Raw genomic sequence first — 16,010 nt, forward strand, 5'->3', positions numbered from 1 at the left:
TCCAACCAAAGGAATCCGTCAATTAAGACGGGGTTGTGCATCATGCACTGGCTTTTAACACACTGTTGAGTTCTCAAGAAACGGACGCGTACACCGTCACCCCGGAAGAACCGGAGTTCGGGAGGCGCACATTTCGTCTCTCTTACCTTACCGTATCCGTGCGATCTGTGTCAAACCGCTCGAACCGGGAAGATTCGGACTGCTCTCTCTCGAGAGCAACCCTTCTAGCTTACTCCGACATCTGGCCGTTGTCCAATCGAGCGGCAACGCCCCGAAGCCGGGTCAAGATCAGAAGGAGTGGTGAGAGCTTAGCAGCCCCGCCCGGTGCACCGATCCGATGCGCCTGCGGGACCTCGTTGCCCTGCGTGGAAAACTGTAGCAGCCCCGCGCCCACGCCATGCCCGTCTTCGGTAACGAATGGGTCTTCCCCTCGTTCGCCTTCCTCAAACAACCGGAGACGCAAAAGAGGGGGCGCGCCGAGCGCACCCCCTCCTCCGGTAACGGCTGATCAGCCGGCCGGCAATGCCTTGAGCTGCGCCTCCAGCCTGACGATGTCCTCGGCGGCCTGCTCGGCGCGTGCCCGGACCTTCACCACCACGGCGTCGGGCGCCTTGGACATGAACTGCTCGTTGCCCAGCTTCGCCGCCACCTGGGCGGCCTCCTTCTGGGCGACTGCCAGGTCCTTCTCCAGCCGCTTGCGCTCGGCCGCCACGTCGATGGTGCCCGCGGTGTCGATCTCGACCGTCACCCCGGCCACGACGAGACTCGCGGTCGAGGCGAAGGACTCGGCCGGTTGCTCCAGCTTGAGCAGCGACCTGATCGCCACCTCGTGCGCGGCGATCGCCGTACCGGACAGGGACAGGCGGGCCGCGACCTTCTGGCCCGGCTTCAGGCCCTGGTCGGAGCGGAACCTGCGGACCTCGGTGACCAGCTCCTGGAGCGCGAGGATCTCGGCCTCGGCCGACGGGTCGGCGTAGCGCTCGTCGACCACCGGCCAGGGGGCCACCACCACGGACTCGCCGCCGGTCACCGCGCGCCAGAGTTCCTCGGTGGCGAACGGGACCAGCGGGTGCAGCAGCCGCAGCAGCGCGTCGAACACATGGCCGAGGACCAGCCTGGTGTGGTCGAGCCCCTGGGAGAGCTGGATCTTCGCCAGCTCCAGGTACCAGTCGCAGACCTCGTCCCAGGCGAAGTGGTAGAGCAGATCGGAGACCTTGGCGAACTCGAACTCGTCGAACGCGGCGTCGGTCGCGGCCACCACCGACTGCAGCCGCGACAGGATCCACCGGTCGGCCGCAGTCAGGTCGGCGTCCTCCAGAGAGCCCACCGCCGCGCCGTTCATCAGCGCGAACCGGGTGGCGTTCCAGATCTTGTTGCAGAAGTTGCGCGAACCGGCCGCCCACTCCTCGCTGATGGCCACGTCGGAGCCGGGGTTCGCGCCGCGCAGCAGCGTGAAGCGGGTCGCGTCGGCGCCGAAGCGCTCGACCCAGTCGAGCGGGTCGACCACATTGCCGAACGACTTCGACATCTTCTTGCCGTGCTGGTCGCGCACCATGCCGTGCAGGGCCACCACCCGGAACGGCGGCTGGCCGTCCATCGCGTAGAGGCCGAACATCATCATCCGCGCCACCCAGAAGAACAGGATGTCGTAGCCCGTCACCAGCACCGAGGTCGGGTAGAACTTCGACAGCTCGGCGGTCCGCTCCGGCCACCCCAGCGTGGAGAACGGCCAGAGCGCGGAGGAGAACCAGGTATCCAGCACATCCGCGTCCTGGACGTATCCGGCGGGCGGCTGCTCGTCGGGGCCGACGCAGACGACCTCGCCGGCCGGGCCGTACCAGACCGGGATGCGGTGTCCCCACCAGAGTTGCCGGGAGATGCACCAGTCGTGCATGTCGTCGACCCAGTCGAAGTAGCGTTTGGCCAGCTCAGGCGGGTGGATGCGGGTGCGCCCGTCGCGGACGGCGTCGCCGGCCGCCTTGGCCAGCGGGGTCACGTTGACGAACCACTGCAGTGACAGCCTCGGCTCGACCACGGTCTTGCAGCGCGAACAGTGGCCGACCGAGTGCAGGTAGGGCCGCTTCTCGGTGACGATCCTGCCCTCGGCGCGCAGCGCCGCGACCACCGCGGGCCTGGCCTCGAACCGATCCAGCCCCTGGAAGGGGCCGTGCGCGGTGATCACGCCGCGCTCGTCCATGATCGTGATCGACGGCAGCGAGTGACGGCGGCCGATCTCGAAGTCGTTGGGATCGTGGGCCGGGGTGACCTTGACCGCGCCGGTGCCGAAGGCCGGGTCGACGTGTTCGTCGGCGACCACCGGGATCGAACGCCCGGTCAGCGGGAGCTCCACCATGGTGCCGATCAGGTGGGCGTAGCGCTCGTCGTCCGGGTGCACGGCCACCGCGGTGTCGCCGAGCATGGTCTCGGCGCGGGTGGTGGCCACCACGATCTCGGAGTCGCCCGAGCCGTACCGGATGGAGACGAGCTCGCCCTCGTCCTCGCTGTGCTCGACCTCGATGTCGGACAGCGCGGTGAGGCAGCGCGGGCACCAGTTGATGATGCGCTCGGCGCGGTAGATCAGCCCGTCGTCGAACAGTCTCTTGAAGATCGTCTGCACCGCCCGGGACAGGCCCTCGTCCATGGTGAAGCGCTCACGCGACCAGTCGACGCCGTCGCCGAGCTTCCTCATCTGGCCGAGGATCCGGCCGCCGGACTCGTCCTTCCACTCCCAGACCTTCTCCACGAAGGCCTCGCGCCCGAGGTCGTGGCGGGACAGCCCCTGCTTGGCCAGCTCGCGCTCCACCACGTTCTGGGTGGCGATGCCCGCGTGGTCCATGCCCGGCAGCCAGAGCGCCTCGTGCCCCCGCATGCGGGCGCGGCGGGTCAGCGCGTCCTGGATGGAGTGGTCGAGCGCGTGGCCGATGTGCAGCACACCGGTCACGTTGGGCGGCGGCAGGACGATCGTGTACGGCTCGCGCGAGCTGCCCGGGTCGGCGCGGAAGAGGCCTTCGGACACCCAGCGCTCGTAGCTACGGGTCTCGACGTCGGCCGGGGTGTACTGGGTAGGCAGCTCTGGCGTTGTCACGCAGCCAAGTTTAGGGACTCCCCGGCGTGCCCGTGGAACCTCCCGCCGTACGGCAAGGCGCCCCGCGGATCGGATCCACGGGGCGCCCGGACGGCGGAGATCGAACTCAGGCCGACTTCTCGCGCGGCGCGCGCTGCTGCTTGGCGGCGAGCTGGTCACGCGGGACGAGCGTCGGGATCGCGTGTTCGAGCACCGACTCGCGGGTGATGACCACCCGGGCGACGTCCTGACGGGACGGCACTTCGTACATCACCGACAGGAGCACCTCCTCCAGGATGGCGCGGAGCCCGCGGGCGCCGGTGCCGCGCAGGATCGCCTGGTCGGCGATGGCCTCCAGCGCGTCGTCGGTGAACTCCAGCTCGACGCCGTCGAGCTCGAAGAGCTTGCGGTACTGCTTGACCAGGGCGTTGCGCGGCTCGGTGAGGATCTGGATGAGCGCCTCGCGGTCCAGGTTGTGCACCGAGGTGATGATCGGCAGACGGCCGACGAACTCGGGGATCATGCCGAACTTCAGCAGGTCCTCGGGCATCACGTCGCCGAAGATGTCGGCGGAGTCGACCTCTTCCTTCGACCGGATGATGGCGTTGAAGCCGATGCCCTTCCTGCCGACCCGGGACTCGATGATCTTCTCGAGCCCGGCGAACGCGCCGCCGCAGATGAACAGCACGTTGGTGGTGTCGATCTGGATGAACTCCTGGTGCGGGTGCTTGCGCCCGCCCTGGGGCGGCACCGAGGCCGTGGTCCCTTCCAGGATCTTCAGCAGCGCCTGCTGGACGCCCTCGCCGGAGACGTCACGGGTGATCGACGGGTTCTCGCTCTTGCGGGCGATCTTGTCGACCTCGTCGATGTAGATGATGCCGGTCTCGGCCTTCTTGACGTCGTAGTCAGCGGCCTGGATCAGCTTGAGCAGGATGTTCTCGACATCCTCGCCGACGTAGCCCGCCTCGGTGAGCGCGGTGGCGTCGGCGATGGCGAAGGGCACGTTGAGCATCTTCGCCAGTGTCTGTGCCAGCAGTGTCTTGCCGGAACCCGTCGGGCCGAGCAGCAGGATGTTGGACTTGGACAGCTCCGGGCCGTCGTCCCTGCCGCGGTCACCGGACTGCACCCGCTTGTAGTGGTTGTACACCGCCACCGAGAGAGCCTTCTTCGCCTTGTCCTGACCGATGACGTAGGCGTCGAGGAACTCGTAGATCTCCCTCGGCTTGGGCAGGTTGTCCCACTTGAGTTCGGAGGACTCGGAGAGCTCCTCCTCGATGATCTCGTTGCAGAGATCGATGCACTCATCGCAGATGTAGACGCCGGGACCGGCGATGAGCTTTTTGACTTGCTTCTGGCTCTTCCCACAGAAAGAGCACTTCAGCAGGTCTCCCCCGTCGCCGATGCGTGCCACCCCAGATACTCCTTTGCGTGGGACCGCCCTGCTCCCGCGATCCGTATCCTCCGGACCCGGTCCGAACCGCTCAGGTTTCGACGTTACCGTCTTCTGGACCCTCAGTGAGCCCCCTGGCGGCGAGTCGCACCGGAACGTGCCCACTTGGGCAGCGTTCCGGTGCGGCACTTCTCGTCAGGAAGCCACGGCCTGAGCTCGCTTTTTCCGTGACGGGATGATGTCGTCGATCAGACCATACGCCTTGGCCTCATCGGCGTTGAGAATTTTGTCGCGTTCGATGTCTTTGCGGACTTCGACCGCGGACTTGCCAGAGTGCCTCGCGACGATCTCCTCAAGGAGGGATCGCATACGAAGGATCTCCCTGGCCTGGATCTCGATGTCGCTCCCCTGGCCGCCGCCCTCGGTGGAGGGCTGGTGGATCAGGACCCTGGCGTTGGGCAGCGCCATCCGCTTGCCCGGAGTGCCGCCCGCCAGCAGCACGGCCGCGGCGGAGGCCGCCTGGCCGAGGCAGACGGTCTGGATCTCCGGCCGGACGAACTGCATCGTGTCGTAGATCGCCGTCATGGCGGTGAACGACCCGCCGGGCGAGTTGATGTAGATGCTGATGTCCCGGTCGGGGTCGAGCGACTCCAACGTCAGCAACTGCGCCATGACGTCGTTGGCCGACGCGTCGTCGATCTGCACTCCGAGGAAGATGATCCGGTCCTCGAAGAGCTTGTTGTACGGGTTCATCTCCTTGACGCCGTACGAGGTGCGCTCGACGAAGGAGGGGAGAACGTAGCGGCTCTCGATGTTCACTTCAGCTCCCCCTAGGAGACGGCGCCCTGCGAGGGCACCTGCCGCGCGCTGCGCACGACATGGTCGATGAAGCCGTAGTCCTTGGCCTCCTCGGCCGTGAACCAGCGGTCGCGGTCGGAATCCTGCTCGATCTGGTCGAGAGGCTGGCCGGTGTGGTAGGCGATCCGCTCGGCCAGCGTCTTCTTCACGTAGAGCATCTGCTCGGCCTGGATGGCGATGTCGGCGGCGGTGCCGCCGATGCCACCCGAAGGCTGGTGCATCATGATGCGGGCATGCGGCAACGCGTAACGCTTGCCAGGGGCGCCGGCGCAGAGCAGGAACTGCCCCATCGAGGCCGCCAGGCCCATCGCAACCGTGGCCACGTTGTTGGGCACGTATTCCATCATGTCGTAAATGGCCATGCCTGCGGTGACGGAACCGCCAGGGGAGTTGATGTAGAGCCAGATGTCGCGGTCGGCGTCGTCCGCCGCCAGCAGCAACAGCTCCGCACAGATCCGGTTGGCGATCTCGTCGTTCACGTCGGTGCCGAGCACAATGATGCGCTCGCGCAGCAGGCGCTGGTAGAGCTGGTCCTCAAGCCGGAAGGACGAGCCGTTCTCACGGCCTCGCGACTCGGGCTGATAGAAGGTCGGCGGGCTGGTCACAGCGTCACCTTCCGATGCGTCGTTATCGATGGGCTTTGCTTGTGACCTTAACGCGCACCGCCCTCAGCTCATGCCCGGTCGCCAGACTGTTCGCTGACGGCGCAGGTCGTCGTCACTGGGCGCCCGAGGCTCGGCCACGCTCTTCCAAGTCGAGTTCATGACCGAGTTTACGCTTGGTTCCGGCGCCGATCCTGCCCTTACGGTAAAGCTGATCCAGTTTGTGGCGTTGTGCCCCGGTCAGTTCCTGACGCAGCGCCGCGGGCCTCGACCTGCCGGAACCTGGCCAGCGGGAACACCAGGAGCGTCCACAGCAGCCTGACGAGCACGACCAGCAGGGCGATAAGCCCAGGTAGGCGACGAACGGCGTCGCCAGGGACAGCACGATCTGGCCGCCGGGGTCGCGCACCAGGGGACGGATCCTGCCGATGAGCCAGGCCGGCGCCAGGCCGTACAGGATGCCGCCGGCGACGACCCGCGAAGAGTTCGTCCCCCCCACGCGCCCACCCCCGGAAACAGTGAAGCCCCCGGGCCTGCGCACAGGTCGGGGGCTTCGTGTCGCTTGGCGCGAGCCTACTCCGCGGACTCGTCCTCGGCCTGCTCCTCGCCGCCCTCGGCGGCGTTGATCTCGTTGTAGATGGCCTTGAGGTCGACCTCGTTGCCGGCCTCGTCGACAACCTTGGCGGCGTCGCCGACGACGGTCTTGGCCTTGTCCCGGACGATCTCGACCATGGCCAGCGTGAGCTGGTCGTTGTCGGCCAGGTGCTGGGCCAGCGTGTTGGGCGCGACGCCCATCTGCATGGCGCGGCGCACGACGAAGTTGGTCAGCTCCTGCTCGGAGACGCCCAGCTCCTCGGCCTTGACGATCTTGTCCAGGACGAAGCCGGTCTTGAGGGCCTTGGCGGAGTTCGTCTCGAACTCGGCGAAGCGCTCCTCCTCGGTCGTCTGGTAGAGCCGGTAGTAGGCGTCCTTGCTCAGGCCGCTGTCGGCGATCTGGTGCTCGAGGTTGTGCTTGCGGTTGTCGATCTCCGCCTTGAGCGCGCTCTCGGGCAGCGGGATGTCGATCTTCGCGAGCAGCGCGTCGAGGGCCTTCTCACGGGACTGGACGACCTGGTCGACCAGCTTGTTACGGCGGACCTGCTCGCTGACGCTGGCCTTGAGCTCCTCCAGCGAGTCGAACTCGCTGGCGAGCTGGGCGAACTCGTCGTCGAGCTCGGGCAGGACCTTCTCCTTGACCGTCTTGACGTTGATGATCACGTCGGCGGTCTCGCCGGCCTGCTCACCGCCGACCAGCGTGGTGCTGAAGGTCTTCTCCTCGCCCGCGGACATGCCCTCGAGCGCGGCGTCGAGGCCCTCGAGCACCGAGCCGGCGCCGACCTCGTAGGAGACCTCGCTGGCCTGCTGCTCCTCGATGTTCTCGCCGTCGATCTCGGCGCGCAGGTCCATGACGACGAAGTCGCCCGCGGTCGCGGCGCGCTCGACACCGGTGAGGGTGGCGAAGCGCTGGCGCAGGCCGTCGAGCTGACCCTCGACGTCCTCGTCGGCGACCTCGGCGGTCGGGACGGTCACCTCGACGCCGGCGTAGTCGGGCACGTCGAAGTTGGGGCGGATGTCGACCTCGGCGGTGAACTCGATCTGCTCACCGTCTTCGATCTTGGTGACCTCGATGTCGGGCTGGCTGACCGGGAAGACGTCGAGCTCGTCGACGGCCTGGCCGTACAGCTTCGGCACCGCGTCGTTGAGGGTCTCCTCGAGCACCACCGCGCGGCCGAAGCGCTGCTCGATGATGCGGGCCGGAACCTTGCCTGGGCGGAACCCGGGGACGCGCACCTGCTCCGCGACCTTCTTGTACGCCGCCTGCATGCTCGGGCCAAGCTCGTCGAACGGCACTTCGACGGTGAGCTTCACCCGAGTCGGGCTGAGCTCCTCGACAGCGGTCTTCACGGGGTGGTCTCCTTGATCAAGCTTCGAGTGATCGCGGGCGCGTCCAAAGTCGCTACGGCTCACGCGCCGCGCCCACATGAGCGGCGCGGGCATGCTCCGCAATGGCGGGTGTCCAACGCCGAAGGCCAGTCTAGGGTAGACGCACACCCAAGAACGACGAACCTCTGGTCAGATCTCGTTCTTGATCTCGTCCAGCAGCTTGATCGTCTCGTCGGGAGTCGTGCTGACGGCGCACAACCGCTCCATCACCTCGGTGTAGCGGTCGACGTCCTCGCGTTTGTCCAGGTAGAGCGCGCTGGCGAGTTGCTCGACGTAGACGACGTCGGGCAGGTCCTGGTCGGGGAAGCGCAGCAGGCTGAAGGCGCCGCCCTCCGCGCTGTGCCCGCCGAAGCTGAACGGCATGACCTGGATCGTGATGCTCGGCTGCCGCATGAGGTCGATGAGGTGTTCGAGCTGCGCCTTCATCACTTCGGCTCCGCCGATCGGGCGGCGCAGCGCGGCCTCGTCGATCACGGCCCAGAGGATGGGGCCGCCGGGCCGGTCGAGCACCTTCTGGCGCTCCAGGCGCAGGTCGACGCGCCGGGCGATCTCCTCGGTGCTCACTCCGGCCGATCCCGCGGTGATGACGGCCTTGGCGTACTCCTTGGTCTGCAGCAGGCCCGGCACGAACTGGACCTCGTAGGTCCTGATGCGGGCGGCGGCCTCCTCCAGGCCGACGTAGGCCTGGAACCAGGACGGGAGCAGGTCGTTGAAGCGGTGCCACCAGCCGGGCTCGTTGGCGGTGCGGACCAGGTCCAGCACCGACGAGCGGGCCTGCTCGTCGACCACGCCGTACAGCGTGAGCAAGTCGGCGACGTCTCGCTCCTTGAAGCCGACCCTGCCGAGCTCCATCCGGCTGATCTTCGATTCCGAGCCCCTGATCAGGTGCCCGGCCTCCTCACGGGTGACGCCCTTCGACTCGCGCAGCCTGCGGAGCTGCGAGCCGAGGAGGATACGCAGCGCCGTTGGCCCTGACCCCGGCTGATTCTGCGTCACATTGCCTCCTCTGTGGTCCGCACACAGTGTCACCACTCCCCGCCACTATGACAAGGTCTCAACCGCGTGTCCGATTCGACAAGCCCTCGTCGCGACTGCTCATGCTGCTGCACATGGCAATTGCACGTGCATTTGGGTCTTGCAGCCCCGCTTGTCGTGACCCATGATGGCCTAGTGCATATTGGGCCAAACATGCACGTATCAATAACAGCGGGAGGTATTGGCGGGATGGTGGAGGACCCTCTGGCCACTGCCGACTGCCTGCAGATCACCCGTGAGGTCGGTTTCGACAGGTTGCTCAGCACCGACCAGCCGAACACCGCCTCCTGTCCCCTGCCCTTCCAGGCCGACTCGGTGAAGACCGCCCGGGACGTGACCCGCTCGACCCTGCGGGCCTGGGGCCTGCCGGAGCTCGGCGACGACGCGGCGCTGGTGGTGTCGGAGCTGGTGACCAACGCGGTCAGGTACGCGATGTACTCCAGGGGACGCCGGGAGATCACCCTGCTGCTGATGCGGGTCACCCCGCACGTCCTGCTGGCCGTCGCCGATCCGAGCGACGAGGAGCCCCGGCCCAAGGAACCCGACTTCGTCTCCGAGAACGGGCGCGGCCTGTACATCGTCGAGACCTACAGCCAGTGCTGGGGCTGGGACCCCCTGGCCCGCGGCGGCAAAGCCGTCTGGGCCCTCTTTCGCACTGAAGCCTGAAACATTACCCTTTCTTGTAGTGAAGGGGAGTACCTCGTAACGCGCCTGGGCCGTCATCACGGTCGCATGACCCGGCCGGGCGGGCCCCTGAGGCGTGGGAGACCTTCCGGCCATGTGTCGTCAGGCTGGAGGTCCATCGTGCGCATGCTGATCCCCATGACGTTGCTCGCCGCGGTCTACGCCGCCGTCCTCGCCGGTCTCGTCCTGGCCGGGGTTCCCGTCCTGTGGGTGGTCGCCGGGGCCGCTCTGGTACTGCTGGCGCAGTGGTTCTCGACCGAGCGGCTGGCCAGGCGGATGACCAGGGCGCGGTATGTCACGGCCGAGCAGGAGCCGGAGCTGCACGCCGTACTCGATCGGCTCTGCGCGCTGGCCGACCAGCCCAAGCCGCGGCTCGCGCTCAGCCCGGATCCGGCGCCCAACGCGTACACCGTCGGGCGGTCCCGGCGGTCGGTGACGATCATCGTGACGGAGGGGCTGCGCCGGCGGCTCACCCCGGAGGAGCTGACGTCCGTGCTGGCGCACGAGATCGCGCATGTCCTGCATCGTGATGTGGCCGTGATGACGCTGGCCAGTTCGCTGGCCATCTTCCTGGCCTCGGCGGCCAAGGGGACCGGGCAACTGGCGGTGCGGGCGCCCGCGCTGTTCCTGGAGGAGTTCCCGGTCGGGATCGTGCTCGGGCTGGGGGTTCTGCTCGGCGGCGCGGCGGCGGCCGTCGCGAGCTTCGTCGCCCACCTGCCGTTGCGGGCGCTGAGCAGGGCCAGGGAGCTGGCCGCCGACCGTACCGCCGCCGATCTGCTCGGGCAGCCGGGGCAGCTGGCCTCGGCGCTGCTGAAGGTGCACGAGGGCGCGGGCATCCCGCTGACCGACCTGCGCCGCGGCGTGCCCGCGCTCGGCCTGGTGGCCTGCCGTACCCGCAAGGGCTCGCTGATGGCGACCCACCCGGACGTGCACACCCGCGTGGCGCGCCTGCTCGGCACGGGCTGAGGTCACACTTCTGTATCTCTGCGCGTCTATTCAACTGCGGAGAGTGAGGGGAGATCTTGTTTGCCGGTCGCGGTATCGAGCCGGGGCGGTCTTCAGAGAGGCAGAGGATGCGGGCTTTCCGAATTCGACGTGTCAAGGCGGCTCTTCTCGCGGCGGCGGCCGCGATGGCCTTCACCGCTCCGGCGGCGCACACTCAGGCACGCGCCTGGGCGTGCGACCCGTGGGCGTTCTGCGGCTACTACTTCAACGGCGGCGAAGGCGCGCACCTGTCGTTGAAGCGGGGCGCCTCCGACCTGCTCGAGGTCGCCCAGGGGCGGCTCAGCGACCATGTCTGGTCGGTGAAGAACATCAGCGGCAGGACCTGGTGCCTGTACTCCCGTCCGCAGTACCAGGACGAGATCACCAAGATCCTCGACGGTTACATCGGCGACCTCGACCAGTGGGTCAAGGACCGCGGCGTCCGCTCCCTGCGGGCCTGCTGAGCCACCGTCGCCGACACGCGGAAGGCCACCCCCGATCGCGGGAGTGGCCTTCGCGCCGGTCAAGGGGCGCTTAGGGCACCGGGTTGACCTTCACGGCGGGGATCGAGGCGAGGCACGAGGTGTCGCCCAGGCGTTCGGCGCGGACGAAGCCGACCACGATGCTCTGCGCGCAGCCTGTGGAGTCGAGCTCGGGCACATGGCCGGTGTTGGGTACCGACAGGAACCGGGCGCGGAGGAACTGCCCGGCGTTGAGCCGGCCGTTCTCGTCGGGGGTGTTGTTGTCCAGGTCGCCCGACAGCACCAGTGTGGGCACGTGGGGCAGCTTGCCCTGCAACACGTACGGCCTGGCGGTGCCGTCCTTGGGCCACTCGATGCACGCGTCGCCGCCATCAGGCAGGCTGGCCCCGAACGCCTCGGGGCTGAACGCGCCGAACTCCCCGGGGTCGGCCCTGTCGACCGCGCGGTCGTACTGCCGGTAGCGCTTGCGCAGGGGCGCGTCGACCGACCATGCACGGGCGTAGTCGTTACAGATCACGGTCGTGCTCAGACCCACGTCACCACTCTCCTGCGCGATCGCCTGGAAGGTGGCGGAGTACCACTCGACCAGCGGTCCGGTGTCGCCGCGTGCGGCCTTGTGCAGGAGGGCGGGCATCCGTCCGATCAGGAGCACCTCGTCGGGAAAGGCCCCCACGCCGCCGCTGGCGTCGTAGGTGAGGCTGGTGGCCAGCACGTGCTCGGTCAGTTTGGCGGTGCGGGGCTCGCCGTTCACGGTGTAGGGGACGTCGATCGGGTTGGCCCGCAGCGTCGCGGTCACCCTGCGCAGGTCCCTGATGGCCGCACGGCCGTCGCAGGCTCCGCTGCGCTCGCACACGCGCTTCAGCGAGAGTGAGATGGCCCGGGCGCTGGGCCCGCCGAGGGAGTCGAAGGCCACCGGGTAGGCCCCTGACAGGACGATGGACTTGACGGTGTCCGGGTGCCGCTCGGCGTAGATCGGCATCAGGTAGGTGCCGTAGGACAGGCCGTAGAGCACGACCTTGTCGATGCCCAGCAGCCGGCGTACGGCGTCGAAGTCGTCGGCGGTCGCGGCTGAGGTGTAGCCCTCCGCCCTGGGGCCGAGGGCGGTGCCGCACTGGCCGATCAGGCGGCGCTGCCTGGGCCGGTCGGCGGCGAGGTAGATGTCCTTGATGTCGAGCCCGCAGGTCACCGGGCTGGAGTAGCCGACACCACGCGGGTCGATCAGCAGCAGGTCGTGGTCGGTGCCGAGCGAGCCGATCAGGTTGACGAAAAACTGGGCGCCGGCGATGGCCGCGCCGCCGGGGCCGCCGGGGTTGACGACGATCGTGTTCTTGGGCGGGCTCGCCTCGTCGCTCCGCCGTACCAGGGTGTAGGCCACGTCGATGGTGCCGAGCTGTGGCTTGCCGACCACGAGGGGCCTGGTCATGGTGCCGCACTCGACGCGGTGGCCGGGCAGCGGCTTGCACCACTCCGGTGAACCGGGGGCGAGCGGCGGGGTGGTCTTGGCCGTCTCAGGCGGGGCGGAGGAGGTGAACGGGCCTGTGGGCTGGGGAAACGGGAAGGGCACCAGGCCCGGGTGAAGCGGCGCCTGCTGCACGACCGGGGCGGGGGTGGGAGGGGTGGGGGCGGGAGTCGCCGGGGGCGTGACACCGATGCTGATACCAGCCGACAGCGCCAGTAACGCTGAGGTCCATGTCATGCCGCCCAGCTTGGTGACGCGGTGATCGTTCCCACAAGATACCTAAGACTCAAACCCCTTGTGCTCCAGGACGAAAGCCTTCTCCTCCCTCAGAATCGACCAGGGAGTCGGACAAGCAGAAGGCCCCTCCCGATCTGGGAGGGGCCTTAGAGCTGGTCGGGGCGACAGGATTTGAACCTGCGACTTCTTGCTCCCAAAGCAAGCGCGCTACCAAGCTGCGCCACGCCCCGCGACATCGGTTACGCAAGCGCTCCGGGACTCCGGTACGCTTACGCCCTGACGACCGGATGAAGTCTAGACCAGAGTTCGACCGGCTCGCGCGGACGTAGCTCAATGGTAGAGCCCTAGTCTTCCAAACTAGCTACGCGGGTTCGATTCCCGTCGTCCGCTCAGCGTGTGAAAGGCCAGGTCATCCGCATGGGTGGCCTGGCTTTTTCGATCTTCAACTAATTTCCCCGGGGCTTCCGTGCCACCCGCGTTGCCGACGAGGACCGGCCGTCGATCGATGCCGGGATGATGGTGGGATGCGTGCTCGCCCCATCTCCCCCGACGTGCTCGTGGCGGAACTCGCCGACCGGGTCGCGTCGATGCCCGGGGACGCCTGGGTGCGGGTCGTGGTCGACGGGGCGCCGGTGGCCGGGCCGGGGCGGCTGGCCGATCGGCTGGTGGATCCGCTGAGGTTGCGCGGGCGGGCCGTGGTGCGGGTGTCGGCGGAGGACTTCCTGCGGCCGGCGTCGCTGCGGCTGGAGTACGGCAGAACCGACCCGGACGCCTTCTACGACGACTGGCTGGACGTCCCGGCGTTGCGGCGCGAGGTGCTCGGGCCGCTGGAGCGGGGGCGGACGGGCCAGGTGCTGCCCGCGTTGTGGGACAGCGCGACCGATCGGGCGTGGCGGGTGCCGTATGTGACGGTGCCGGTCGGCGGGGTGGTGGTGCTGGACGGGGGTTTGCTGCTCGGGCGGGGGTTGCCGTTCGAGGTGAGCGTGCATCTGTGGATGTCGGATCGGGCGCTGGCTCGCCGTACGCCGGAGGAGTGGAAGTGGACGCTGCCCGCCTACGCGCGCTACGAGCGGGAGGTGGGGCCGGCGCGGACGGCCGATGTGGTCGTCAAGGTGGACGACCCCCATCATCCGGCTTTGGTCCATAAGATCGCGGAATGACCGCTATCTCGCTGCCGCGGCAGAATGCCAGGACCACCCGTTTCCGGCTGGGGGTCCCCCGTGACTTCACCGTCTCCCCGGACGGGTCCCGGGTCGTCTTCCTCCGTTCGCTCGCCGGGGACGATCGGGTGAACCGGCTGTGGACGCTCCAGGTGGGCACCGGTGAGGAGCGGCTGGTCGCCGACCCGGGCGGTGGCCCTGAGGGCGAGCTGTCGGAGGCGGAGCGGGCCCGCAGGGAGCGGACGAGGGAGCAGGCGCACGGGATCGTCGCCTACGCCACGGACGCGGCCGTGACCAAGGCCGTGTACGCGCTGGGCGGCCACCTCTGGACGGCCGACCTGGCGACGGGTGAGACGAAAGAGCTCGGCGTCAGCGGGGAGGACCCGCGGTTCGACCCGGCGGGCGAGCGTGTGGCGTACGTCCGCGACGGCGCGCTGCGTGTCACGGGCGCCGACGGTGACCGGGAGCTGGTGGCGCCCGACGGGCCCGAGGTGGTGTGGGGGCTGCCGGAGCATGTCGCCGCCGAGTCGATGCACCGTCACCGGGGCTACTGGTGGGCGCCGGACGGCTCGTCCCTGCTGGTGGCCAGGGTGGACTCGGCGGGCATCCAGCGCTGGTACGTGAGCGACCCGGCCAATCCGGACGCCCCACCGCGCACGATGGCCTACCCCCGGGCCGGTTCGGCCAACGCCGAGGTGACGCTCTGGGTGGTCGGCCTGGACGGCTCCCGGGTCCAGGTGGAGTGGGACAGGGCGGCCTTCGAGTACGTCGCGGCCGCCTCGTGGGACGCGCACGGGCCGCTGGTGCTGGTGCAGAGCCGCGACCAGCGCACGACCCGCGTCCTGGAGGCCGACCCCGCGAGCGGCGAGACCCGGGTGCTGCGCGAGGACACCGACCCGGCGTGGCTGGAGCTGGTGCGGGGGACGCCCGCGCGCACCGCGGGCGGCGACCTGATCTTCACCGCGGACCGCGACGACACCCGGCGGCTGGTGGTCGGCGACGAGCCGGTGACCCCGCCGGGGCTGCAGGTGCTCGCGGTGCTGGGCGTGGACGGCGACACGGTCCTGTTCCTCGGCTGCGAGGAGCCCACCGAGCGGCACCTGTACACCTACGCGCGGGACACGGGCCTGGTGCGGGTCACCAAGGAGCCGGGCGTCCACGACGGCGTCCGCGCGGGCGGCACCACGGTGGTCGTGGCACGCACGCTGGAGGAGCACGGCGTCCGCGTCACCGCGAACGGCACCCCGATCACCTCGCACGGCGCCACGCCCGTGCTGCGCCCGCGGGTGGAGCTGGTCGAGCTGGGCGAGCGCGCGCTGCGCTCGGCCGTCCTGCTCCCCTCCGGCCACGTGCCGGGGTCGGCGCAACTGCCGGTCCTGCTCAACCCGTACGGCGGACCGCACGGCACCCAGGTGCTGCGCTCCCTCGACGCCTTCGTGGTCTCGCAGTGGTTCGCCGACCAGGGCTACGCCGTGATCGTCACCGACGGGCGGGGCACCCCGGGCCGCGGCCCGGCCTGGGAGCGGACCATCCACGGCGACAAGCTGAGCTGCGCGCTGCAGGACCAGGCCGACGCGCTGCGGGCGGCGGGCGAGCGCTACCCGGACCTGGACCTCGGCCGGGTGGGCATCAGGGGCTGGTCCTACGGCGGCTATCTGACCGCGGCGGCCGTCATGCGACACCCGGAGACGTTCCACGCGGGCGTCGCGGGCGCCCCGGTCACCGACGCGCGCCTGTACGACACGCACTGGCAGGAGCGCTACCTCGGCCACCCCGAGCAGCACCCCGAGGCCTACGACCGCAGCTCGATCGTGGCCGACGCGCCGAAGCTGCGCAGGCCGCTCATGCTCGTCCACGGCCTGGCCGACGACAACGTGTTCGCCGCGCACACGCTCCGGCTGTCGTCGGCGCTGCTCGCGGCGGGCCGCCCGCACACGGTGCTGCCGCTGTCGGGCGTGTCGCACATGACGCCACAGGAGGAGATCGCCGAGAATCTCCTGTTGCTGGAGCTGGACTTCCTGGACCGCCACCTGAAGGGGAAGCCCACGACCTGAGCGGCGGTTGAGGCTGGT

General features: G+C 68.8%; 13 protein-coding genes and 2 tRNA genes. 6 read left to right on the top strand and 9 right to left on the bottom strand.

Annotation, left to right across the window (positions count from 1 at the left end):
* Nucleotides 1-508 precede the first annotated feature (508 nt).
* The 7 genes from ABZ911_RS28870 to ABZ911_RS28900 form a co-directional block, all read right to left on the bottom strand.
* Nucleotides 509-3,085 carry a valine--tRNA ligase gene (locus ABZ911_RS28870; RefSeq protein ID WP_358062584.1) on the bottom strand — a complete coding sequence of 859 codons (2,577 nt, stop codon included), beginning with the start codon at nucleotides 3,083-3,085 and terminating at the stop codon, nucleotides 509-511.
* 106 nt (nucleotides 3,086-3,191) lie between these two features.
* Nucleotides 3,192-4,475, bottom strand: coding sequence for an ATP-dependent Clp protease ATP-binding subunit ClpX (gene clpX / locus ABZ911_RS28875; RefSeq protein ID WP_358062587.1), 1,284 nt, complete (start codon nucleotides 4,473-4,475; stop codon nucleotides 3,192-3,194).
* A gap of 174 nt (nucleotides 4,476-4,649) precedes the next feature.
* A complete protein-coding gene (locus ABZ911_RS28880) occupies nucleotides 4,650-5,273 on the bottom strand; it encodes an ATP-dependent Clp protease proteolytic subunit (RefSeq protein WP_358062590.1) in 624 nt (207 codons plus the stop codon).
* Nucleotides 5,274-5,284: 11 nt separating this feature from the next.
* Nucleotides 5,285-5,917 carry an ATP-dependent Clp protease proteolytic subunit gene (locus ABZ911_RS28885; protein WP_358062593.1) on the bottom strand — a complete coding sequence of 211 codons (633 nt, stop codon included), beginning with the start codon at nucleotides 5,915-5,917 and terminating at the stop codon, nucleotides 5,285-5,287.
* A 112-nt stretch (nucleotides 5,918-6,029) separates the two neighbouring features.
* Nucleotides 6,030-6,413, bottom strand: a complete 384-nt coding sequence (locus ABZ911_RS28890; protein ID WP_358062596.1) for a hypothetical protein — start codon at nucleotides 6,411-6,413, stop codon at nucleotides 6,030-6,032.
* Between the two features lie 74 nt (nucleotides 6,414-6,487).
* Nucleotides 6,488-7,858, bottom strand: a complete 1,371-nt coding sequence (gene tig / locus ABZ911_RS28895) for a trigger factor (RefSeq protein ID WP_358062599.1) — start codon at nucleotides 7,856-7,858, stop codon at nucleotides 6,488-6,490.
* Nucleotides 7,859-8,026: 168 nt separating this feature from the next.
* Nucleotides 8,027-8,893 (bottom strand): helix-turn-helix transcriptional regulator, encoded by an 867-nt coding sequence (locus ABZ911_RS28900; protein WP_358062602.1) that lies wholly within the window; start codon nucleotides 8,891-8,893, stop codon nucleotides 8,027-8,029.
* A 228-nt stretch (nucleotides 8,894-9,121) separates the two neighbouring features.
* Here ABZ911_RS28900 and ABZ911_RS28905 point away from each other — a divergent pair, with 228 nt between their 5' ends.
* From ABZ911_RS28905 to ABZ911_RS28915, 3 genes are all read left to right on the top strand, one after another.
* Nucleotides 9,122-9,598, top strand: a complete 477-nt coding sequence (locus ABZ911_RS28905; RefSeq protein WP_358062605.1) for an ATP-binding protein — start codon at nucleotides 9,122-9,124, stop codon at nucleotides 9,596-9,598.
* Nucleotides 9,599-9,754: 156 nt separating this feature from the next.
* On the top strand, nucleotides 9,755-10,582 hold the full coding sequence (locus tag ABZ911_RS28910; protein ID WP_358062608.1) for a M48 family metalloprotease: 828 nt from the start codon (nucleotides 9,755-9,757) through the stop codon (nucleotides 10,580-10,582).
* A gap of 107 nt (nucleotides 10,583-10,689) precedes the next feature.
* Nucleotides 10,690-11,064 carry a peptidase inhibitor family I36 protein gene (locus ABZ911_RS28915; RefSeq protein ID WP_358062611.1) on the top strand — a complete coding sequence of 125 codons (375 nt, stop codon included), beginning with the start codon at nucleotides 10,690-10,692 and terminating at the stop codon, nucleotides 11,062-11,064.
* Nucleotides 11,065-11,134: 70 nt separating this feature from the next.
* Here the strand turns inward: ABZ911_RS28915 and ABZ911_RS28920 are convergent, their stop codons facing one another.
* Nucleotides 11,135-12,778: an alpha/beta fold hydrolase gene (locus ABZ911_RS28920; RefSeq protein WP_358062614.1), complete on the bottom strand. Its 1,644-nt coding sequence runs from the start codon at nucleotides 12,776-12,778 to the stop codon at nucleotides 11,135-11,137.
* A gap of 153 nt (nucleotides 12,779-12,931) precedes the next feature.
* Nucleotides 12,932-13,008: transfer RNA gene (locus ABZ911_RS28925), tRNA-Pro, on the bottom strand.
* A gap of 89 nt (nucleotides 13,009-13,097) precedes the next feature.
* Between ABZ911_RS28925 and ABZ911_RS28930 the strand changes: the two genes are divergently transcribed.
* From ABZ911_RS28930 to ABZ911_RS28940, 3 genes are all read left to right on the top strand, one after another.
* Nucleotides 13,098-13,168: transfer RNA gene (locus ABZ911_RS28930), tRNA-Gly, on the top strand.
* A gap of 134 nt (nucleotides 13,169-13,302) precedes the next feature.
* The gene (locus ABZ911_RS28935) at nucleotides 13,303-13,938 is read left to right on the top strand and encodes a uridine kinase (RefSeq protein WP_358062616.1); all 636 of its coding nucleotides are present in this window, start codon (nucleotides 13,303-13,305) and stop codon (nucleotides 13,936-13,938) included.
* Entirely contained in the window at nucleotides 13,935-15,992 is a 2,058-nt protein-coding gene (locus tag ABZ911_RS28940; protein ID WP_358062619.1) for a prolyl oligopeptidase family serine peptidase, read from the top strand. Before ABZ911_RS28935 ends, ABZ911_RS28940 begins: the two co-directional genes overlap by 4 nt.
* The last annotated feature ends 18 nt before the right edge of the window (nucleotides 15,993-16,010 follow it).

Origin of the sequence: Nonomuraea sp. NPDC046570 (assembly GCF_040645915.1) — a bacterium.
GTDB lineage: Bacteria > Actinomycetota > Actinomycetes > Streptosporangiales > Streptosporangiaceae > Nonomuraea.

Coding starts and splice junctions, on each gene's coding strand:
- ABZ911_RS28940 (WP_358062619.1), top strand. CDS start 13,935: ATGACCGCTATCTCGCTGCCGCGGCAGAATGCCAGGACCACCCGTTTC.
- ABZ911_RS28920 (WP_358062614.1), bottom strand. CDS start 12,778: ATGACATGGACCTCAGCGTTACTGGCGCTGTCGGCTGGTATCAGCATC.
- ABZ911_RS28905 (WP_358062605.1), top strand. CDS start 9,122: ATGGTGGAGGACCCTCTGGCCACTGCCGACTGCCTGCAGATCACCCGT.
- ABZ911_RS28915 (WP_358062611.1), top strand. CDS start 10,690: ATGCGGGCTTTCCGAATTCGACGTGTCAAGGCGGCTCTTCTCGCGGCG.
- ABZ911_RS28935 (WP_358062616.1), top strand. CDS start 13,303: ATGCGTGCTCGCCCCATCTCCCCCGACGTGCTCGTGGCGGAACTCGCC.
- ABZ911_RS28910 (WP_358062608.1), top strand. CDS start 9,755: ATGACGTTGCTCGCCGCGGTCTACGCCGCCGTCCTCGCCGGTCTCGTC.